19 protein-coding genes are annotated in these 19,106 nt (G+C 54.5%); 10 read left to right on the plus strand and 9 right to left on the minus strand.

All coding sequences use genetic code 11. The features are described 5' to 3' along the window. Positions 1-35 precede the first annotated feature (35 nt). Positions 36-1,283, minus strand: coding sequence for a porin (locus PXG97_RS10100; protein WP_276497638.1), 1,248 nt, complete (start codon positions 1,281-1,283; stop codon positions 36-38). A 489-nt stretch (positions 1,284-1,772) separates the two neighbouring features. On the opposite strand from PXG97_RS10100, the gene PXG97_RS10105 reads away from it, so the two are divergent. Both PXG97_RS10105 and PXG97_RS10110 read left to right on the plus strand, forming a co-directional pair. Beyond that, positions 1,773-4,565 (plus strand): TonB-dependent receptor, encoded by a 2,793-nt coding sequence (locus tag PXG97_RS10105; protein WP_276497639.1) that lies wholly within the window; start codon positions 1,773-1,775, stop codon positions 4,563-4,565. A gap of 50 nt (positions 4,566-4,615) precedes the next feature. After that, positions 4,616-5,947, plus strand: a complete 1,332-nt coding sequence (locus PXG97_RS10110; RefSeq protein WP_276497640.1) for a T9SS C-terminal target domain-containing protein — start codon at positions 4,616-4,618, stop codon at positions 5,945-5,947. Between the two features lie 118 nt (positions 5,948-6,065). Here PXG97_RS10110 and PXG97_RS10115 read toward each other — a convergent pair whose 3' ends face one another. From PXG97_RS10115 to PXG97_RS10130, 4 genes are all read right to left on the minus strand, one after another. Beyond that, on the minus strand, positions 6,066-6,260 hold the full coding sequence (locus PXG97_RS10115; RefSeq protein WP_276497641.1) for a hypothetical protein: 195 nt from the start codon (positions 6,258-6,260) through the stop codon (positions 6,066-6,068). Positions 6,261-6,360: 100 nt separating this feature from the next. Then, positions 6,361-7,320 carry an AAA family ATPase gene (locus PXG97_RS10120; protein ID WP_276497642.1) on the minus strand — a complete coding sequence of 320 codons (960 nt, stop codon included), beginning with the start codon at positions 7,318-7,320 and terminating at the stop codon, positions 6,361-6,363. A gap of 253 nt (positions 7,321-7,573) precedes the next feature. Beyond that, positions 7,574-7,963, minus strand: a complete 390-nt coding sequence (locus PXG97_RS10125; RefSeq protein WP_276497643.1) for a hypothetical protein — start codon at positions 7,961-7,963, stop codon at positions 7,574-7,576. 320 nt (positions 7,964-8,283) lie between these two features. Further along, the gene (locus PXG97_RS10130; RefSeq protein ID WP_276497644.1) at positions 8,284-9,402 is read right to left on the minus strand and encodes a hypothetical protein; all 1,119 of its coding nucleotides are present in this window, start codon (positions 9,400-9,402) and stop codon (positions 8,284-8,286) included. A 33-nt stretch (positions 9,403-9,435) separates the two neighbouring features. Between PXG97_RS10130 and PXG97_RS10135 the strand changes: the two genes are divergently transcribed. The 4 genes from PXG97_RS10135 to recO all read left to right on the plus strand — a co-directional run bounded on the left by PXG97_RS10135 (position 9,436) and on the right by recO (position 13,655). After that, on the plus strand, positions 9,436-9,759 hold the full coding sequence (locus tag PXG97_RS10135) for a 2Fe-2S iron-sulfur cluster-binding protein (protein WP_276497645.1): 324 nt from the start codon (positions 9,436-9,438) through the stop codon (positions 9,757-9,759). A gap of 123 nt (positions 9,760-9,882) precedes the next feature. Then, complete coding sequence (locus PXG97_RS10140; protein ID WP_276497646.1) at positions 9,883-10,479, plus strand: thymidine kinase; 597 nt, start codon at positions 9,883-9,885, stop codon at positions 10,477-10,479. A 197-nt stretch (positions 10,480-10,676) separates the two neighbouring features. Then, positions 10,677-12,941 carry a type IX secretion system anionic LPS delivery protein PorZ gene (porZ, locus tag PXG97_RS10145; protein ID WP_276497647.1) on the plus strand — a complete coding sequence of 755 codons (2,265 nt, stop codon included), beginning with the start codon at positions 10,677-10,679 and terminating at the stop codon, positions 12,939-12,941. Continuing rightward, positions 12,942-13,655, plus strand: a complete 714-nt coding sequence (gene recO / locus PXG97_RS10150; RefSeq protein WP_276497648.1) for a DNA repair protein RecO — start codon at positions 12,942-12,944, stop codon at positions 13,653-13,655. It begins immediately after the preceding gene. Between the two features lie 91 nt (positions 13,656-13,746). On the opposite strand, the gene PXG97_RS10155 is transcribed toward recO, so the two are convergent. From PXG97_RS10155 to PXG97_RS10165, 3 genes are read right to left on the minus strand one after another with little or no spacing between them, the layout of a single operon-like run. After that, complete coding sequence (locus PXG97_RS10155) at positions 13,747-14,253, minus strand: FKBP-type peptidyl-prolyl cis-trans isomerase (protein ID WP_276497649.1); 507 nt, start codon at positions 14,251-14,253, stop codon at positions 13,747-13,749. Between the two features lie 9 nt (positions 14,254-14,262). After that, positions 14,263-15,243: an FKBP-type peptidyl-prolyl cis-trans isomerase gene (locus tag PXG97_RS10160; RefSeq protein WP_276497650.1), complete on the minus strand. Its 981-nt coding sequence runs from the start codon at positions 15,241-15,243 to the stop codon at positions 14,263-14,265. 24 nt (positions 15,244-15,267) lie between these two features. Further along, entirely contained in the window at positions 15,268-16,290 is a 1,023-nt protein-coding gene (locus PXG97_RS10165; protein WP_276497651.1) for a DHH family phosphoesterase, read from the minus strand. Positions 16,291-16,509: 219 nt separating this feature from the next. Here PXG97_RS10165 and PXG97_RS10170 point away from each other — a divergent pair, with 219 nt between their 5' ends. The 3 genes from PXG97_RS10170 (at position 16,510) to PXG97_RS10180 (ending at position 18,073) form a co-directional block, all read left to right on the plus strand. Further along, positions 16,510-16,929, plus strand: a complete 420-nt coding sequence (locus PXG97_RS10170; RefSeq protein ID WP_276497652.1) for a nucleoside-diphosphate kinase — start codon at positions 16,510-16,512, stop codon at positions 16,927-16,929. 92 nt (positions 16,930-17,021) lie between these two features. Next, positions 17,022-17,417 (plus strand): T9SS type A sorting domain-containing protein, encoded by a 396-nt coding sequence (locus PXG97_RS10175; RefSeq protein WP_276497653.1) that lies wholly within the window; start codon positions 17,022-17,024, stop codon positions 17,415-17,417. Between the two features lie 2 nt (positions 17,418-17,419). After that, positions 17,420-18,073, plus strand: a complete 654-nt coding sequence (locus PXG97_RS10180; protein WP_276497654.1) for a hypothetical protein — start codon at positions 17,420-17,422, stop codon at positions 18,071-18,073. A gap of 68 nt (positions 18,074-18,141) precedes the next feature. Here PXG97_RS10180 and PXG97_RS10185 read toward each other — a convergent pair whose 3' ends face one another. After that, positions 18,142-18,510, minus strand: a complete 369-nt coding sequence (locus PXG97_RS10185; RefSeq protein ID WP_276497655.1) for a LysM peptidoglycan-binding domain-containing protein — start codon at positions 18,508-18,510, stop codon at positions 18,142-18,144. A 169-nt stretch (positions 18,511-18,679) separates the two neighbouring features. Here PXG97_RS10185 and PXG97_RS10190 point away from each other — a divergent pair, with 169 nt between their 5' ends. Further along, a complete protein-coding gene (locus PXG97_RS10190; RefSeq protein WP_276497656.1) occupies positions 18,680-19,093 on the plus strand; it encodes a hypothetical protein in 414 nt (137 codons plus the stop codon). Positions 19,094-19,106: the final 13 nt, after the last annotated feature.

Consider the following 19,106-nt stretch of genomic DNA (forward strand, 5'->3'; position numbering starts at 1 on the left):
TTGTAAGTAGTTATGAATGCGCCGCAGGCTTACCGTTAAAGGGCAACCTCCATCTGCAGCCTGAACATGTAGCTGTTGTCGCGGCCACTAACCTGCTGCAGCGTCAGGTCGCTCTGCACTTTTAGGCTATGGCCTACGATGTACTTGGACAGGCCCAGGGTATACTGGTCCTGCGCTCTGATGCCTGTGGCACTCTCTGGGTTGAAAGTGGTGTAGCGCCCGGCAACCTCCCAGTTGTTTTTGAAGATATAGCCCGCCTGCAGGTTAAGCGCATCGCCTGTGGTGAACGTCTCCTCCACCTGGCCTGTCTCGGTTCTGGCTACCACGGGGCCATTGGGGGCGTTGCGGTAGGCGTATTCGCCCATGGCCGAGAAGCCGCTGTACTTAAACATGGCATCCAGAAAGAAAGTGTGGAGGTCGCGCTGGCCTACCAGGAAGTCACCTAGCTGGCCCCTGGCGCGGGAGGCGTTGTCGTTAAAGTCGTAAGAAGCGGCTATGGCCAGCTTTGGCGTTTCCTCACGGTAGATGTCGCCGCCTACATACTCGCCCTCGCCCTCAAACTCGCCAAGAGGCAATACCTCCAGCTGGGCAGTGTAGTTGTAGCCACCCGCGTTGTTCACGGTAATGTCGCGGCCCTCGCCCATAGACAAGGCCAGCTTCTCGCGGATAACCGCCCGGCCAGCCTGGTGCGCGTGGTGCAACTGCAAACCGGCGTCACGGTCCAGGTTAAACTGTGCGTTGAGCAGGCTTCGGTCTACAAACTGCATTTTTTGGGAAGAGACCACACGCTCGCGGTTGCCCGGGAGCTTGGCTTGCCCTATCCACAGCTCCCAGCCAGGGGAGAAGTTCCACTTAGCTACCGCGTCCAGTATGATGTTGTCGGCGTTATTTGTCATGGCCGGGTTATCCGAGCCAATGTCGCTGTTGCTTAAGCCCAGTTCTATTTTGTACTCTAGTTTCGGAGAGAAGGCAAAGCCGTCGAACTTAAGTCGGGCTCTACGGATCAGGAAGCGATCTTCTATTTGGTCGTTGCCGTTTACCACGCCCTGGTAAAGCATCTGAAAGCGGGTTCCGAACTTCAGGCTGAAGGAGGAGTCGGCGGCTATAAATTGCAGGCCTTTGCCAAATTTAGTGTTGTTAACAGTCTGTGCTTCTGCCGCTGTGTTTAGTGCCAGGCAGCCCAGAGCTCCCAAAAGTGCGCTTCTTAGCTTTTTATACACGGTACTTGTTTGTTTGGTGAGAAACATTGTCTTAGTGGTGTGGCTAATATCAGTTTTTGCCATATACCTCTCCAAGTATACTTTCAGAATCTAAGCAGAATCTGAAGCAAGCACTTTTATTGCTCCTCCGGTGCCCCCAGTTAGTCAGGCTGCAGGCGCCGGCCCACTCTTCAAAGCCTTGTGGCTGCCTTAGTCAGAGGCAGCAAATAAGACCCTCGAAATCATGGGGCAAAATAACTGCATTACTATTACTGCTGCTTTACCGCAATGTTAAGCAAATGTTAAGCTTTCAGTGGGTTCGCCTTTTTCAGGAATTTGGTGGAAGCCCTGTAAATGAAGGTGTAAAACCCCGTGGTTTGGGCAAAGGCCGTGAAAACACTGGAAATCAGCTATACTTAATATTGAGGTAATACTGTGGTAAAATATGCATAAAAGTGCAGTAACTGTTGCGTAACAAACCGCTGCGATACTTAACTGTAGCATAATCCCGCCTTAAACATCAGGTAAAGTAGCCGCTCTACTTTTGCAGCGAGACTAAACAACAGTATTTCCATGAAAGCTTTATTCACGTTTCTCACCATGCTGGCCGCCACCGTTTGCGGCTTTGCCCAGCAAGGCACCTTAAAAGGCAAGGTCACAGACAAGCTAACCGGCGAAGAGGTTATCGGGGCGGTCGTCTTTATCAAAGGCACCCCTAAAGGCACTACCACCGATTACGAGGGTAACTTCACGCTGCCCCTGGAGGCGGGCACCCACAACATTTCTGTTACTTTTCTCTCTTATAAGCCTTACGAGCAGGCCGTGCAGGTAACGGCGGGGCAGGTGAAGGAGCTGAACGTGCAGCTAGAGGAAAACACCACCCAGATACAGACAGTGGAGATAGTTGGTACCCGCCAGACCAATACCGAAATGGCTGTGCTGGAGAGCATACGCCAGAGCGAGGTAGTGGTGAGCGGTGTGGCCGGCGAGCAGATCGCCAAGTCGCTGGACCGTGACGCGGCGGCGGTAGTACGCCGCATACCAGGTGTAACCGTGATGAACGACCGCTACATCATGATTCGGGGCCTGAGCGAGCGTTATAATACCGTAATGCTGAATGACGCTTTGACGCCAAGCACCGAGCCGGACTCACGCGCCTTCTCCTTCGACATTCTTCCTACCAGCGTGCTGGACAGGATAATGGTATTCAAATCAGGTTCACCGGAGCTGCCCGGCGAGTTCGGGGGCGGGGTGATCAAAGTATACACGAAGAACTTCGCCAGCGAGAATACCACAAGCTTGGGTGTTTCAGGCGGCTACCGTGGCGGCACCACGTTCAACACGATCCGCACACAGCAAGGCAGCAGCACCGATTTCCTGGGCTTTGACAATGGAAAAAGGGCTTTACCCGGTTCCTTCCCGTCGCACTTGGACAATGTCAGTGGCGAGAGCCTGGTTAACGCAGCCAAGCAGCTCGACAGCGACTGGTCGATCAAGAGCAAACATGCCTTGCCGGACCTTCGCCTTTCCTTTGGTCTCACGCGCCGCTTCTTCCTCGGTAATACAGAGGCCAGCAACCTGACGGCGCTTTCTTACAGCAATACCAGCCAGCTAATTGAGGCGGAGCGGTACCGCTACACCGCCTTTGATGAGCAGCAGCAGCGCAGCCCGCTGGAGTACAGGTACTTCGATACCGAGTCGAGCCAGAACACCCGCCTGGGCGTGATCAGCAACTGGGCCTTCCGGCTAAATAATAACAACAAGATCGAGTTCCGGAACCTGTTCAACCAACTGGGCCAGTCGCAGGTGATTGAACGCGTAGGGCAGGAGCTGCAAGGCAAGGACGTAGACGTGCGAAACATCGCCCAACGCTACGAGAGCAGAACCATTTACTCCAGCCAGCTGCAGGGGACACATGATGCCGACAATGAGCGCACCACCTATACCTGGACGGCAGGCTATAACTACACCAATCGTAACGAGCCGAACTACAAGCGCGTCAGGTCGCAGCGTAACATTGGGAGCGAGGAGCCTTTCCGCTGGGTGATCCCTTATGCCGCCAACACCTTTGATGCAGGCCGCTTCTATTCTCAGATGCACGAGAACACGGTAATGGCAAGCGGGCAGGTAGAGCACAGCTTTGCAGGCAAGGACACACTTTCAGAAGCCAAGCCGAAGCTAAGAGCCGGTTTTTATGCCGAAAACAAAGCCAGGTCTTTTGATGCCCGCTGGATGTCTTACACGGCTTCTGACCCATCACAGCTCAATGAAAGGTTGTTGACGCTGCCACTGGCAGAGCTTTTCCGCCCGGAGAACATCAGCCAGTCTGGCTTCAGGCTACGGGAAGGCACGAACCCGACGGACAAGTATGATGCCTCTGGCCTGTTGGTAGCAGGTTATGTGGGCGGTAACCTGCCGGTAAACGATAAGTTGAATCTGTCAGGCGGTGTGCGGGTAGAGCATAACAAACAGCAACTCACCTCCTCGCAGTATGGTGGTGCCAAGCTGGAGGTGAACAACCCGATCACCAGCGTGCTGCCTTCCCTGAACGCCACCTACAACTTTAACGAGCGGTCGCTGGTGAGAGGCGGGTACAGCCTGAGCGTGAACCGCCCCGAGTTCAGAGAGCTGGCACCGTTTGCTTACTACGATTTCCAGCTGAACGCCGAGATACAGGGTAACAAGGACCTGACCACGGCCACCATTCACAACGCGGACCTGCGTTACGAATTCTACCCGAACCCGACCGAGATACTTTCTGTGGGTGTATTCTACAAGTACTTTAAGAACCCGATCGAGATCTACAGCCTGCCAACTTCTGGCAACCCGATCTACAGGCCAGGTAACGCCGCCAATGCGCAGAGTTACGGTATCGAGACAGAGATCCGGAAGTCGTTCCTGAACCTGTCCAACAGCAGCTTTATCCAGAACCTGAGCCTGGTGCTCAATGCTTCCCTTATTGAAAGCAAGGTAGACCTGGGCGAGCAGTCGGAAGGGCAGGAGCGAAACAGGGCCATGTACGGCCAGTCGCCTTTCATTGTGAACACCGGCCTTTACTATCAGGATGATGAGCGGAACCTGCAGGTGAACCTGCTCTACAACGTGATCGGCAAGCGCATCTTCACGGTAGGCGACGACCAGGCGCCAACGGTGTACGAGATGCCACGCAACGTGCTCGATCTGTCAGTGACCAAGGCCCTGGGCCAGCATTTTGAGCTGAAAGCCGGCGTGCAGGACATCCTGAACCAGCAGGAAAGGCTTATCCAGGACTCTAACCGCGACGCCAAGGTCGACGGCACAGACGAGGACTTTATCAAGTTCAGGCGCGGTAGCTACACCACGCTCGGTGTCAACTACAAATTCTAACAAAGTATAAAACGCAATCCATAACCTTTCAACCCAAACCTTTATTAACAATGAAAAAACTCAGCACATTCTTACTGCTCGCTTTACTTGGTGTTGCCAACGTATCCTGCGACGATGACAACGGTTCTACACCGGCTCCAATCGATCAGTCAACGGAAGTTGTGGAACTGAGCGGTGCTATCACTTCTGACATGACGCTTAAGGCTGATAAGAAATATTTGCTGAAAGGCTTTATTTATGTACAGGCCCCCGCAAAACTGACGATTGAGCCAGGTACCATCATAAAAGGTGATAAAACAACGAAAGGGTCTTTGATCATTGAGCGCGGTGCGCAGATCATCGCCCGCGGTACGGCGGATAAGCCGATCGTCTTTACATCTAACCAAGAAAAAGGCTCGCGCGCTGCCGGGGACTGGGGCGGGTTGATCATACTTGGTAAAGCTCCTGTAAACCTTGGCAGCAATGCAGCCATTGAAGGCGGCGTGGACAGAATGTATGGCGGAGACCAGGCTGCCGATAACTCGGGCGTGCTGAAGTATGTGCGCGTTGAGTTTGCCGGGATCGCATATCAGCCAGACAACGAGATCAACGGGATCACGTTCGGGGGCGTAGGAAGCGGCACGGAGGTGGATTATGTGCAGGTGTCTTACAGCGGTGACGACTCTTTTGAGTGGTTCGGCGGTACAGTAAACGCAAAGCACCTGATCGCCTACAAAACGGTAGACGATATGTTTGATACCGACAACGGCTACGCAGGCACGATCCAATTCGCAGTAGGTATCAGCGATCCTAGCGTGGCTGACGTATCTAAGTCCAACGGTTTTGAGTCTGATAACAACAAGGCCGGCGATACAGCTACTCCTAACACCACTGCCAGATTTTCTAACGTGAGCCTGTTCGGGCCACTGGCTACAGCAAGCACAACTGCCAACTCTAACTACGGTAGCGGCATCCACTTCAAGAAGAACACCAAAATATCTGTTTACAACTCTGTGATAGCCGGTTGGCCAACAGGCATTTACCTGGACGGGTCTGCCGTGGAGGGTGGTGCTACAAACAACGAGCTGAACTTTAAGAACAACTATGTGGTAGCGTCGGCTACTCCTCTGAAAGTTGCCTCCGGAAGCAGCTTCAACATCCAAAACTGGTTTGACACAAACAGCAACATGCTGAGAGCAGCCAACACAGACGTGAAGGTGGAGAACTCCTACAAGCAGAACGGCGCTCCAACCCTGCTGCCAGGTTCTGGCTCAGAGCTGCTCTCCGGTGCCTCCTTCACGAACCTGAGCGGATTTGAGCAGGTGCAGTACGTAGGAGCCTTCGGCACGACCGACTGGACTGCAGGCTGGGCAAACTTCGACCCGCAGAACACCGATTACTAACAAGACTGAAGTTACTGGTTGTGCATGTGTTGGTGAGAAGCATCGTGGCAACCAGAAGCAGACGGCTTAGTCTCCCGCTCTGCGAAAACCCGCCGAAAGGCGGGTTTTTTGTTTTGCCCTAAAAGGTAGAGGTAGGCGCATCGCCGCCGCAGGAGCGCAGCAGCAGAAAGGCTACCACCACAATGGTTATTAGTGCTACCACGCCCAGGCAGCCGCAGCCGCCCTTGCCGCCAGTTCTGCCCCCGCCGCCAGTTCTGCCCCCGCCGCCCAGCAGTTTCCGCAGGAAGTATAGTTTCAGTAGTCCTCTCCACATGTTCTTACAAAAGTATAAATGTTAAAAACCTCCCGCTGCAGCAGGGTGCAACGGGAGGTTTTGGTACGGGAGAGGCCTAGCCAGTGTTATGGATGCTCCTCTAGCTGATCGGCACCTTCCGAAGTATAGACTCAATAAAGTCCTTGGTGCGGATGCCGTCGGCCTCAGCCTCGTAGTTTAGGATGATACGGTGGTTCATCACATCGTAAGCCACCTCCTTTATGTCCTCGGGCAGCACGTAATCGCGGTTATCGAAGTAAGCAACGGCCTTGGCGGCACGGTTCAGGGCAATGCTTGCCCTTGGCGAAACCCCAAACTGAATGTAGGGCGCAAACTCCAGCAGGTCGTAGTCGGCGGGGCGGCGGGAGGCAAACACCAGCTCTATGATGTACCGCTCCAGCGTCTCGGAGATCTGCACCTGGTTTATCTCGTTGCGGATGGCGAAAATGTCTTCCTTGGAGAGCACCTTGGCTACCGTGTCGGTAAAGCTCATGTTGGCCATGCGGCGCATGATTTCCAGCTCGTCTTCCTTTTTAGGGTAATCGATGTATACCTTCATCATGAAGCGGTCTACCTGCGCCTCAGGCAGCGGGTAAGTACCCTCGTGCTCCACGGGGTTCTGGGTGGCCAGCACCAGGAAGGGCAGGTCCAGCCTGTAAGTCGTCTCGCCAATGGTTACCTGTTTCTCCTGCATGGCCTCCAGCAGCGCCGACTGTACCTTGGCAGGGGAGCGGTTCACCTCGTCGGCAAGTATAAGGTTGGCAAAGATCGGCCCCTTCTTCACCTCGAAAACAGAGGCGTTCTGGTTGTAGATCATGGTGCCGATAAGGTCCGAGGGAAGCAGGTCGGGGGTAAATTGGATGCGCTGGAAGTCGAGGTGCAGCGCCTTGGACAGGGAGTTGATGGTAAGTGTTTTAGCCAGCCCGGGCACGCCCTCCAGCAGAATATGGCCGCCGGTGAAAAGGCCGATCAGCAGGCGGTTCACCATATAGGATTGGCCCACCACCACCTTGCTTACCTCGCTTAAGACCTGTTTTATTTTTAGTTGATATGCGTTCACGTCTTCAAAATAAGTAGAAACGCCTCACTTTCTGCAGTTGCGGCAGTGTTTAGGCGCCTAAATATAGCGATAATACGTTTGTGGTGCCAGTATATTGCCCGCCGGAGCACAAAACAAAAGGCACCCGTGCGGGCGTGGTCAGAAGGTAGGGGCGTGCCTGTCAGGCAGGTTCGCTGCTGTGAGAGGCAGGCATAAAAAAGCCTGGGCTGCCAAAAGAGCAGCCCAGGCTTTGCAGTTAAATTTTACCAACGGGCTAGGCCGTCAGGTATAACTCGCCCTCGTAACCATGCGCGCGCTGGTTTTTAAAGCGGGCAATATCGGTTTGCATATTGTCATAGATCTCCTGAATCTCCTCCGAGTCCTGCGCCAGGGGCTTGATGTGCTCGCTCAGGAGCTTGGCCGCCAGCGGGTAGAATTTAGAGTCATCCGTGTTTTTGGCGTTCACCTTAAACGAGCTAACGGCGCTTTCCAGCTTTTTCAGGGCAGGGTACTGGCTTTTGTACTCCTGAATGGTGTCGCGGAGCTTCTCCCGTATCATCAGGTATAAATCCTCCTCAAACGTCATTCCGAAGTCATCATCCTCATCCTCATCGTCGAAATCGTTATAGGCGAAGTCGTCATCGTAGTCAAAATCGTCTCTCATGGCTGATAATCAGGTTGCTTTTTAGTTGTTACGGGTTAAAACTCTGTTTGTGTCAGGCCGCTGCTACTTTTTGCCCGCCTTTTTAGGAGTGGGGACGGGGCGGTTTGCTAAGGCAGCACACAAAGCAAAGTGCATAATTAGTACTTCGTGCCTTTATTTGCAATGCCTACGGATGCACTTTTAGCCGTGTTGCCAAACTTTTACTTATACTTTGCCAGCCTTGCAGCAGGCGGCGGCGGTTGCGCAGCGGGAAACTGCCTGAAAGCAGCAGGAGCCGCTGTTTTGGCAGCGGCTCCCGTTATACTTTGTGCTTTAGCAGCTTAGGAAAACTTGCGCTCTATCAGGCGCAGCAGCTTGTGTACGTGGTCCTGCTTTTTGCTCCAGTCGTACTTGCTGGCCAGGGTGCCGGTCACGTATTGCATCGCCGATTCCGCATCGTTAAAATTATCCAGCGTCTGGATGGTCTGGTAGTAGCTCAGGTTATCGCCGTCGAACAGCTCGTTGATAAAGCTGAAGCGCTGGTTGATTGAGATCGAGTTTTTCAGTGAGTCGATCTTGCGGTTGCTGTGCGCATCGGCCAGCGACGACGGTGCCGCCTTGCGGAAGTTGTCGTTCAGGGTTGGGCGCACGTTGGCTGCCGCCTCCTCCAGCTCGTCGTCCTCGTCTTTGTACATAGCCGGGCGCGCCACAGGGGCGGCGGCAGCCTCTCGCTGGGCTGTGTGTATGGGGGCCACCACGTCCTTCTCCTGCACAGGGGCGGCGGGAGCTGGTTTGGCCGCCGGGCGATCCGGCTTGTCCAGGAATGATGGCGCCTTGGCCTGCTCCGTGATTTCGGCCTCGGTGATTGGCAGCAGCGCGTTAAACTGCTCCACCAGTTGGTGCAGCGGCATGCGCATCTCCTGGTTAGCGTTCACATAGAGCTTAAAGCGGCTCAGGATATACTCGCGGTCCCGGCTGCTTGGCGAGAGCGTATCTACGAAACCTGCAAAAAGGCGTTTGTCAATGTCAATGTACTTCAGGTTTTCCTGCAGCTTGGGCAGCGTGATCTCTTCCTGTATGCGCAGGAACTTCTCCTCGAAAGTGGGAACCGGGGCCAGCACCACCAAAAACGTGTCGTAGATGGCCTTCTGCAGCAGGGGCTCAAAGGCGTTGCGCTTCATCAGGATCTTGCGCGAGAGCACGTTCATAAAGTTCACCAGGGCTTCTTTTACCTCCTCGTGCTCATAATCAAAGTAGGGGCTGCGCAGGTTGGCCATCTCGTGGTGCCACTTCAGCAGCAGCTCTTTAATCACGAACAGGTTAACTTGCTTGATGGGCGTGAAACTGATCAGCTGCGGGCCGTTCAGGGTGTCGTGAGAGGCAAAGTGACGGTCGCAAAGCAGATTTGCCAGCTCTTTGCTGTACCGTTCCAGGCGTAATTGATTATATTTGTCTTCCATTGCTGTCGCTTTCTCCTGTAAAGTTATAAAATTATGCCGAAGTTAAAGGTGCAAAACCTTGCGAACCTTGAGGTAACGGTGGCCGAGGGGCAAACGCTGCTGAAGGCGCTGCAGGCTGTAGGCACCGACTGGATGCACGCCTGCGGGGGGAAAGGCCGCTGCACCACCTGCCGCATTATTGTGTTGCAGGGGATGGAGCACACCGGGCCGCTTACGGCTGCCGAAATCCGCTACCGCGACAGGGGCCGCCTAAAGGATAACGAACGGCTGACCTGCCAATGTACATTGCCCGGCGGCGAAATTATCGGGAAAGTGCCCGAGCAAACCAAGCTGCCGCACATGAGCTATAGTAGTTAGAGAGTTAGAAGATTAAAAAGCTGCAGAGGCGCAATCCGTTGCGTCTTTTATATTGTAAATCCTGATTTACAATTATCCGCAGCAGCACATTAGCCTATTATCACATTAGCACATCAAGTATAAATGTTTATTGAACCACGCGTAGGCAACAAAAGCCACGTTCATAGAAAGGGTTGGATTGAGGTGATCTGCGGGTCTATGTTTTCGGGCAAGACCGAGGAGCTGATCAGGAGGTTGAACCGTGCCAAGATCGCCAGGCAGAAGATCGAGATTTTTAAGCCTACCGTAGACAAGCGCTATCATGAGGAGGATGTGGTGTCGCACAACGCCAACGCCATACGCTCCACGCCGATAGACTTTGCCCAGGACATGCTGCTTTTGGGCGGCAGCTGCGATGTGGTAGGCATAGACGAGGCCCAGTTTTTCGACGAGGGTCTGGCCGAAGTATGCGTGAAGCTGGCCAACAGCGGCGTGCGCGTCATTGCCGCCGGCCTGGATATGGATTACCTCGGCAAGCCCTTCGGCCCGATGCCGGCGCTGATGGCCGTGGCCGAGTACGTGACCAAAGTGCACGCCGTGTGCGTGCAGTGCGGCGACATTGCCAACTACTCCTTCCGAAACGCCGCCGACGAGAAGCAGGTGCTGCTGGGCGAGACAGACTCTTACGAGGCCCGCTGCCGCCACTGCTTTTTGGAGGGCATGAAGCAGAAGAAAAGCTGATTTTATAGTTGCGGAAGTATAGAGAAATGTAAATACCTGTGGCCGAAGTACAGGGGCAGCTCACGTAGCTGCCTCAAATTGAAAACAGGTATACCTTGGCGGATAGAAACACGCGTAGCTCAGGTTAACATAGTCATTTGTCCTTTGTCAAGATGTCCTTTGTCCGAAAAATAGTACTTGCCCATCGCACTAAATGCTTGCCCTGCCTGCTGCTGGTGTGGCTGTGCTGGAGCAGTGTGGCGCAGAGCCAGGTGCCGATAGGCGGCTGGCAGGTGCACGTGCCTTACCACCAGGGCAGGGCCGTGGCCGTGGCCGGCGACAAAGTATACCTGGCCGCCGAGCGGGGGCTTTTCTTCTATGATGCCGAGTTCAACACCACCGAAACCATCACCAAGGTTGACGGGCTGAGTGAGCAGCAGATCAGCGACATTGCCTTTAACGAAGGCGCCAGCACACTTATCATTGCCTACCACAACACCAAAGTAGACCTGCTGCAGGGCAACCGCATCCACGCCATCAACGACATTTTCCGGAAGAGCATCCCCGGAGAGAAGAAGATCAACCGCATTTATACCCATAATAAGCTAGCCTACCTGGCCTCCAGTTTTGGTGTGGTGGTGCTGGACCTGCAGAAGCGCGAGGTAAAAGACACTTACAGCAGCCTCGGCCCCAACGGCGAAAGTATAAATGCCACCGATGTAGCCATACTTGGAGATAAGATCTACCTGGCCACCAGCCTCGGTATACTTTCTGCGCCACTGTCCGGGGCAAACCTACAGGATTTCCGAAGCTGGAGAAACGAGAGCAGTGGCTTGCCAGATGGCACAGTGGTTACAAGTCTGGCGGCTTTCGGGGGGCAGCTGTATGCGGGCACCGGCACCGGTGTTTATACCTTGCGCAGCGGTAGCTGGAGCGAAACGGCTTTGTCGGCCGGGGCGGCGGTGCAAAGCATGAATGCCACGGATGCCTACCTAAGTATCACCTCCGCCGAGGGGGTGCAGGTGCTGGATAAAGGCGGCCAGGTATATACCTTAAGTCATGCCTTGCTTGTGCAGCCCCACGAGGCCATCACCACAGCCACTGGCCAGGTATGGCTGGCCGACCAGGCAAAGGGTTTGGTAAAGATGAGCCTGAGTAGCACCGATGCCGCTGCCTTTGCGCCGGGCGGCCCCTACGCCAGCGACGGTTTCCGGATTTATACTTATGGCGGCAAAGTGTACGTGCTGAGTGGCGGCTACACAGAGAACTATGAGCCTCTCAACAGCTGGAACGGCTTCTATACTTACAGCGACGGCCAGTGGCAGAGTTTTAACCGTGCGCTGTATCCTCAGCCTTCCTTTGTAGCGGGGCAGGACCTGGTAAGCGGCATGCTCAACCTCACCACCAATAAGTTATACCTGGCCAGCTACGGCAGTGGGCTGGTGGAGTGGGAGGGGCCGGAGAAAGGCACTCTTTACAACGCACAGAATAGTCCGTTGCTGCCAACCGTCGCTACCGGGCAAGTAAGGGTTACGGATGTGGCCGTAGATTTCCAGGGCAATGTATGGGCAGTGAATCCTAACCAGCAACCCGGCGCACCCGGACTGCACCGGCTAGGCCCCGACGGCAGCTGGCAGTCTTATACTTTAGCAGGCACTCCGGATGCCAGTAACTTCAACCTGCTGGTGCTGGATGACTATGGGCAGAAATGGCTGTCCATCTCCAGAAGCGGGAACACGCGCAGCGGCCTGGTGGTGTACGACGAGCAGCAGAACCGCACCAAAACACTGGGCATAGGCGAGGGGAACGGCGGCCTACCGAGCGGCGCTGTTTATAGTGTGGCCAAAGACTTTAACGGCGATATTTGGGTAGGCACGGCGAACGGTGTCGGTATCTTTTACAACACGGCACTGGTTTTTGAGCCGGGGCGCTACGATGCCCGCATTCCTATAATAGATGGGCGGCCGCTGCTGAACGGGCAGGTTGTCAGAAGCATAGCCGTGGACGGCGCGAACCGCAAGTGGGTTGGCACCGACAACGGCCTCTGGCTTTTCAGCGCGTACGGCGATGAGCAGATCCACCACTTCACTGCGCAAAACAGCCCGCTGCCATCAGATAAAGTTTATGCGGTAGGCGTGGAGCACCAGACCGGGGAGGTGTTTGTGGCCACCGATGCCGGTGTAGCCTCTTTCCGCTCCAACGCTACCATCACCGAGGGCAAGCCCGAATGCGCCATGGTGTTCCCGAACCCGGTGCGCCCGGATTTTACCGGAGAAGTGGGGGTTTCCGGTTTGCCAAACAATGCCGATGTGCGTATCACAGATGTGGCGGGCACGTTGGTGTACAAAGGGCAGGCCAATGGCGGCACTTTCGCCTGGAATGTGCGCGACTACAACGGCAACCGTGTGAAGGCCGGGGTGTACCTGGTCTTGAGCAGCAATGGCGAGCAAACCTGTATCAGTAAAATAGCCGTACTGGAGTAAATGTTAGTCAAGACAAGGGGGATCGTTCTCAACAACATCAAGTATAGGGAGACGTCCATCATCACCAAAATCTATACAGAGGCGCTGGGCGTGCAGTCGTATGTGGTTAACGGCGTGCGCAAGAAGGGCAATGGCTCGCGCGTGGCGCTGTTTCAGCCGTTCACGCTGCTGGAGATGGTGGTGTATTCCTCCCACCGTGGCGGCCTTTCGCGCATCTCAGAGTTCAAAACCGACTATTCCCTGGTTTCCATTCCCTTTGATATCCGCAAGAGCAGCATCGTGCTGTTCCTGTCGGAGGTGGTGTCGCGCACGGTAAAGGAGGAGGAGGAGAACCTGCCGCTGTTCCATTTCCTGTACAAGGCCATTACCACCTTTGATGAGATGGAGCGCGGTTTTGAGAACTTCCATCTGGTGTTCCTGCTGCAGCTGAGCTTCCATTTGGGCTTCGCGCCGAGCTCTGGGGCGGAGGTGGTGGAGCAGGTGGCTTTCTCGCCGAACGCGCAGGCGGCAAGCTCTGCGCCCACGGTACTGGCCATGCAGGTGCACGAGAAGTACTTCGATGAGCTGCTGCAGGAACCTGACTATGCCACCATCCCCAACGGCCGGGTGCGCCGCGAGCTGCTCGACATCCTCATCCGCTACTACCAGCTGCACGTAGACAGGCTGGGGGAGGTAAAATCTCTGGCTATTCTCTCGGAGGTGCTGGCCGAGTAACAGAAGTATAAAGTATACATCCTGAAGTATAAAAAAAGCCGCCGGGAAAGTATACCCTGGCGGCTTTTCTGTTGCTGTTGATCAAGTATACTTAGGGCAGAATCTCCAGTACCTCAATCTCAAAAATCAGAGGGGAGTTTGGTGGAACTGAGCCACCGCCCATGCGGCCATAACCTAAGTGGGATGGGATGAACAAACGGGCTTTCTCGCCTTCTCTCATGTAAGGCAAGCCTTCATCCCAGCCAGGGATAACGCCACCTACTCCAACTTTAAACTCAAAGGGTTTCCCCCTGTCAACGCTGGAGTCGAATTTGGTGCCGTTCAGGAAAGTGCCGGTATAATGTACAACAACGCTATCGCCCGGAAACACTTTGTCGCCGGTGCCTGCTTGCTGTTGTTGGTAGTATAAACCGCTGCTGGTCTTGGTTACAGTGGCAGGGTCTATGCCGTTGGCCTGGAAGTACTGCTGTATCTGCTTGTCGTCCTTCTCCCGCTGCGGTGTGTTATCTTTCTTGCAGGCAGCAAAACCAAGTGTTATGAAAAGCAGCAGAAGCGCCTGTCGCAGGCCGCCTCTGTTGCTCTTTAAAATAGAAATCATACTTGTCGCTTATTGTTTTGGCTGTTTCTCAATGTCAACCAGCTCCACGTCGAAGCGCAGGATGGTGTTGGCCGGGATGTCCGGGCTTGGCGCCTGCTCGCCATAAGCAAGCGGTGAAGGAATCAGCAGGATAGCCTTAGAGCCTTTGTTCAGTTCGGCAATGGCGTCGTCCCAGCCCTTGATAACGCGCTGCTGGCCTATCGGGAAACGGATCGGCTCGCCGCCGGCCATCGGGTTGTCATAAGAAGAGTCGAACTGTTTGCCATCCAGGCGGGTGCCTTTGTAGTGTACGGCCACCACGTCGCCAGCCTCCGGCTTCTCGCCCTTGCCCTGCTCTGTTACGATGTAGTACACACCGGATTCGGTTTTCTGCACGTTCTCCAGGTTCTGCTCCTTGATGTACTGCTGGATCTTCTCGTCGTCTGTTTTGATCTGCTTCTCAGCACGGGCCTTGGATTCCTCCTGGTAGCGCTGCATCAGTTCCTGCTGGAAGGTCTCGGCCTCAGCACGGTTCATGATGCGCTCGTTCTTGATACGGAAGGTGAGGTCGGAGCCGGGCTTCACGTGCTCAGGCAGCGGGCTTCTGAAGATGTTCGTAAACACCGTGTCGGCATTCATACGGAACACGCCGCTGTCGCCGGCTGATAGCATCATCACGGCATCCTCCAGGCCACCCTTCATCATAGGGGCCATCACCGGAATTACCATTGGCAGGTGCGGTGGGTTGTTGCGGGTGTCTACAAAAACAGAGTCATCCGCGTTCAGGATTTGCCAGTGGAAGGCAATGAACTGGCCCTCTTTGGCGCCGCTGGTGGTGTCGTCAGCAGCAACCTCGCCTTTGTACTTATACTCGCCTTTGCCGGTCTGCTCGTAGATTTTATACTCCAGGCCGTCGGCCGTTGTATGGAAATCGTCGTTGCCTTTGTTGCATCCCTGCAACGCTAATGCTCCGGCCAGAACCGGCAGCATGAATTTAGTTTTAGATAGCATCTAGTATGGTTTGATAGTAAGGTTTTATCTGTCTGTGGCGTGCTGCAGCTGGTCTTTGTACTGCGGCAGCAGGCGCTCGAACTTGGCTACGGTGCTCTCCAGGGAGTCCAGCGACATGCCGCCAGCTGCGTTCTTGTGGCCGCCCCCGTTAAAGTGCGCGCGGGCAAACTCGTTAACCGAGAAGTCGCCCACGGAGCGGAACGACATCTTCACGGCTTGCGAGCGGTCGATGATCAGGGCCGCAAAAACGATTCCCTCTATGGAAAGGGCATAATTTACAAGGCCTTCCGTATCGCCGGTCTTGGAATCGTAGGCCTTCAGCTCGTCTGCCGTAATGGCGATGTAGGCGGTATTGTACTCGCGCAGCACCACCAGCTTGTCCTTCAGGGCATAACCCAGAAAGCGCAGGCGCAGTTCCGAAGAGCTGTCGTAAATAAGGCGGTGGATGTTCGAAGTGTTCACACCGATGTGCAACAGGTCGGCAATGATCAGGTGCACGTTCTGGGAGGTGCTGGGGTGGCGGAACGAGCCGGTATCGGTCATGATGCCAGCATAGAGGCACTCGCCAATGCCCGTGTCGATCAGTTCGCCGTCGCCCATCGCCTTAATCAGGTCGTACACGATCTCGGCGGTAGCGGCAGCGTTGGTGTTGGCAAAGTCCAGGTCGGCGAAGTCCTCCGGCTGCAGGTGGTGGTCTACCAGCACCTTGGTGCCGTTGGCCTGGCGAATGTACTCGCCCATCTCGTTGATGCGCGATAGGTTGTTAAAGTCAAGGCAGAAGATCACCTGCGACTCCTGGATGATACGCTGTACCAGGGCATCGTTCTGCGCCGAATATACCATCACATCGTCGTTGCCCTGCATCCAGTTCAGGAAGCTGGGGTAATCCGACGGCGTGATGACCGTTACGCGGTGCCCCTTCTTTTTCAGGTAGCCGGCCAAGCCAAGTGAAGAGCCCAGCGCATCAGCGTCAGGTTTGTGATGTGTGGTGATCATCACCTCTTTAGGCTCTTTCAAAAGCTCTTTCAGAGCGTTGATATCATGCATAGGGTACGTATAAATCCTCTGATTTTTAAGGATATAAGGCGCGAATTTCTGAATAAAATACGTCTAAAGCAACAGTAGGCGTGTTTACCGAGGCAGTGGCCCCGCTGCGCATCGCGGGCAGTTTGCTAAAGTTAGCGGAAAAGTGTACCAATATTGGCTGAAATGCGCTACTTTTGCAGGCTAAAGTAGACATTATAAACGATAAAGTAAAAAGAGAACATGGCCGGAAACAAGACATTCACCATGATTAAGCCTGATGCGGTGGCAGAAAACCATATTGGCGGCATTACCCAAATGATCGAGGCAGGCGGCTTCCGTATTGTGGCGATGAAGAAGACAAAGCTGACTGAGGAGCGCGCAGGCAAGTTTTACGAGGTGCACAAAGAGCGTCCGTTCTACGGCGACCTGGTAAAGTACATGTCCTCTGGCCCTATCGTGGCGATGATCCTGGAGAAAGACAATGCGGTAGAGGATTTCCGCAAGCTGATTGGCGCCACTAACCCGGCTCAGGCGGAGGAAGGCACTATCCGTAAGAAATATGCCAAGTCTATCGAGGCAAACGCTGTGCACGGCTCCGACTCAGACGAGAACGCACAGATCGAAGGCGACTTCTTCTTCGCCGCCGACGAGCGTTTCTAAGCTTAAAAGGATACTTATTGATCGGAAGCCCGCCAGGTGTCATGCCTGGTGGGCTTTTTTGTTTATCTTCATACTTCCATAATAACCTTTACATGAAAACAACTTTACTCCTGGCAGCTGCCTCTATACTGCTTTGCCTCGGCGGTTGCCAGCCCGAAGCAGCAGATCCGAATTACGCCGGCCTGCCGAATGTTACCTACAGTGTGCAGCAGGGTACGGGCAGTGCGGCCGCTGCTGACCCGCAGGTGACGGTAAGCCCTAATCCTTTTTTCGATGATTTTACCGTGAACCTGCATGCTCCTGCCCCAGCGCAGGCCACAATTTACGTTACCGATGAGAAGGGCAAGTACCGCAAAGAAATCGAGACAAGTGTGACGGGTTACGCCACAGTTAAGGTGAATTTCGGTGCCATGCCCAAAGGCGTTTACCTCTGCGAGGTGCATCTGGCGGGGCAGGTAAACCGTTTTCGTATGATTAAAGCCTGGTAAGTATGAGAAAGTGGATTTTTATACTTGCGCTGCTCTTTTCGGTTAGCGCCCACGCGCAAGACCTGACTTATGGCTTTACCGGCCGATTTGGGATATACGAGACACTGGTTAGCAGCAGTGAGCCGGTGGGGCAGGATGATATGCTCTACAAAACCGGGCTTCAGCTGGAAGTGGGGGCTTGGGTGCGCAAGCCTGTTACGGATGCAGGGTACTTGCAGTTTACGCTGCTACAAGTGCTTGAGCGGCAGGGCGGCGGTAGCGTCAGGCTGATGGACGCCCAGCAGAACCCCGTAGCGGACGCAAAGACCAGGTACGGCAGTTTGGGCACAGCGGCATCGCTGCAGTACTTCTTTACGCTCCGCGAGAAGCTGGCCTTGGGAGGTGGTGTGGGGGCGAAGTATAAGTATGCCGCCATCATGGCCATTCAGCAGCCAGCACACGCGGGCAGCAGCACAGGTGTGGATGACTATTACCAGAACCGCTATCACCGCAGACTGCAGGTGTATGTGCCGCTGGAGGCGCAGATGGCCTTGCTGCCCAGGCTGGAGGTGGTAGGCCAGGTACAGGTGCCCCTTACGAGTAAAGTTGCCGACTCATCAGTCTTTAAGGAGCTTGATCTTGGCGTTAGCGTAGGCGTTAACTACCTGCTCTTGTAACCTGCAAAAACAAACAGCCAACCCCAGAAAGGGGGCTGGCTGCTCTACCTTAACACAAACAGGTATCTTTAGTCTCTTGGAATCACAAAGCGCTGGCCCGGGCGGATCAGGTCTGGGTTGTCGCCGATCTTATCTTTGTTCGCATTGTAGATCTTCTTCCAGTCGTTGGCGTTGCCGTAGTGCTTTTGGGCAATCTTCGAGAGCGAATCGCCGCTCTGCACAGTATACACATCCTGGTTCGGCCCCGGGTCAGTGACCTTGTTCATGTCGTTTTGGTTGTAGAAGCCCTGCTCCGGATGGCCCGGTGCACGCGAGGTGCTGCCCTGGCTTACAGGCTGTGTGCCCGAAGGCGTCTGCACGTTCTTGGACGATGTGATATTGCTGGATGGCTTAGCGGGTTCTTTCTTTCCCTTCTTAAAAAAATCTGACAGTCCCATATTTAAATACTTTTGAAATCTAACTTGTTTTCATAGCAGCGACGGCACTTATAAGTGAGCCGCATACAAGTAAGATACGCCGGAAGAGGCACTTAGTTGTGCCAGGCCATGCAACGACAAAGGCGGGCAGGCCGTAAATCCTCCATCAGAACAACACTAAGATAAAACTATGGAAACACTGAAGAAGAGTTGGCACGGCCTGTTGGCCCTGCTGCTGGCCATAACCATAACAAGCTGCGGCGGAAACAAAGAAGAAGTAGGGTCCGAGAGCATGATATCCGGCTCGAGCAGCAAAACCTGGGTAGCCGATAAAGAAATGAACGCCACGGGTGATAAGGATAAGCTGACAGATGCAGAGAAGCAGCAAACGATGCAGTTTTATGCCGATGGCCGCTTTGCGCTAGGCGCAGGCTCTTCCCTGCAGACAGGCACCTGGTCTTTCGATCAGGCGGCCAAGCGCCTTTCGTTGCAGTTCGAGGGGGCAGAGATGACCGAGAACTTCGAGGTGCTGAAGCTGGACGATGATGAGATGGACCTTCGTGCCTCCGACGGAACCGTCATGGAGATGGAGCTGAGGGACTAACTATTTTCCCCGA

Origin of the sequence: Pontibacter litorisediminis (genome assembly GCF_029360645.1) — a bacterium.
GTDB classification, from domain to species: domain Bacteria; phylum Bacteroidota; class Bacteroidia; order Cytophagales; family Hymenobacteraceae; genus Pontibacter; species Pontibacter litorisediminis.

Excerpts from the sequence above, each read along its gene's own strand:
- PXG97_RS10175 (WP_276497653.1), top strand. The coding sequence starts at position 17,022 with ATGAAAACAACTTTACTCCTGGCAGCTGCCTCTATACTGCTTTGCCTC.
- PXG97_RS10100 (WP_276497638.1), bottom strand. The coding sequence starts at position 1,283 with ATGGCAAAAACTGATATTAGCCACACCACTAAGACAATGTTTCTCACC.
- PXG97_RS10130 (WP_276497644.1), bottom strand. The coding sequence starts at position 9,402 with ATGGAAGACAAATATAATCAATTACGCCTGGAACGGTACAGCAAAGAG.
- recO (WP_276497648.1), top strand. The coding sequence starts at position 12,942 with ATGTTAGTCAAGACAAGGGGGATCGTTCTCAACAACATCAAGTATAGG.
- PXG97_RS10125 (WP_276497643.1), bottom strand. The coding sequence starts at position 7,963 with ATGAGAGACGATTTTGACTACGATGACGACTTCGCCTATAACGATTTC.
- PXG97_RS10115 (WP_276497641.1), bottom strand. The coding sequence starts at position 6,260 with ATGTGGAGAGGACTACTGAAACTATACTTCCTGCGGAAACTGCTGGGC.
- PXG97_RS10135 (WP_276497645.1), top strand. The coding sequence starts at position 9,436 with ATGCCGAAGTTAAAGGTGCAAAACCTTGCGAACCTTGAGGTAACGGTG.
- PXG97_RS10185 (WP_276497655.1), bottom strand. The coding sequence starts at position 18,510 with ATGGGACTGTCAGATTTTTTTAAGAAGGGAAAGAAAGAACCCGCTAAG.
- PXG97_RS10190 (WP_276497656.1), top strand. The coding sequence starts at position 18,680 with ATGGAAACACTGAAGAAGAGTTGGCACGGCCTGTTGGCCCTGCTGCTG.
- PXG97_RS10160 (WP_276497650.1), bottom strand. The coding sequence starts at position 15,243 with ATGCTATCTAAAACTAAATTCATGCTGCCGGTTCTGGCCGGAGCATTA.
- PXG97_RS10155 (WP_276497649.1), bottom strand. The coding sequence starts at position 14,253 with ATGATTTCTATTTTAAAGAGCAACAGAGGCGGCCTGCGACAGGCGCTT.
- PXG97_RS10170 (WP_276497652.1), top strand. The coding sequence starts at position 16,510 with ATGGCCGGAAACAAGACATTCACCATGATTAAGCCTGATGCGGTGGCA.
- PXG97_RS10180 (WP_276497654.1), top strand. The coding sequence starts at position 17,420 with ATGAGAAAGTGGATTTTTATACTTGCGCTGCTCTTTTCGGTTAGCGCC.
- PXG97_RS10110 (WP_276497640.1), top strand. The coding sequence starts at position 4,616 with ATGAAAAAACTCAGCACATTCTTACTGCTCGCTTTACTTGGTGTTGCC.
- PXG97_RS10165 (WP_276497651.1), bottom strand. The coding sequence starts at position 16,290 with ATGCATGATATCAACGCTCTGAAAGAGCTTTTGAAAGAGCCTAAAGAG.
- PXG97_RS10140 (WP_276497646.1), top strand. The coding sequence starts at position 9,883 with ATGTTTATTGAACCACGCGTAGGCAACAAAAGCCACGTTCATAGAAAG.
- PXG97_RS10105 (WP_276497639.1), top strand. The coding sequence starts at position 1,773 with ATGAAAGCTTTATTCACGTTTCTCACCATGCTGGCCGCCACCGTTTGC.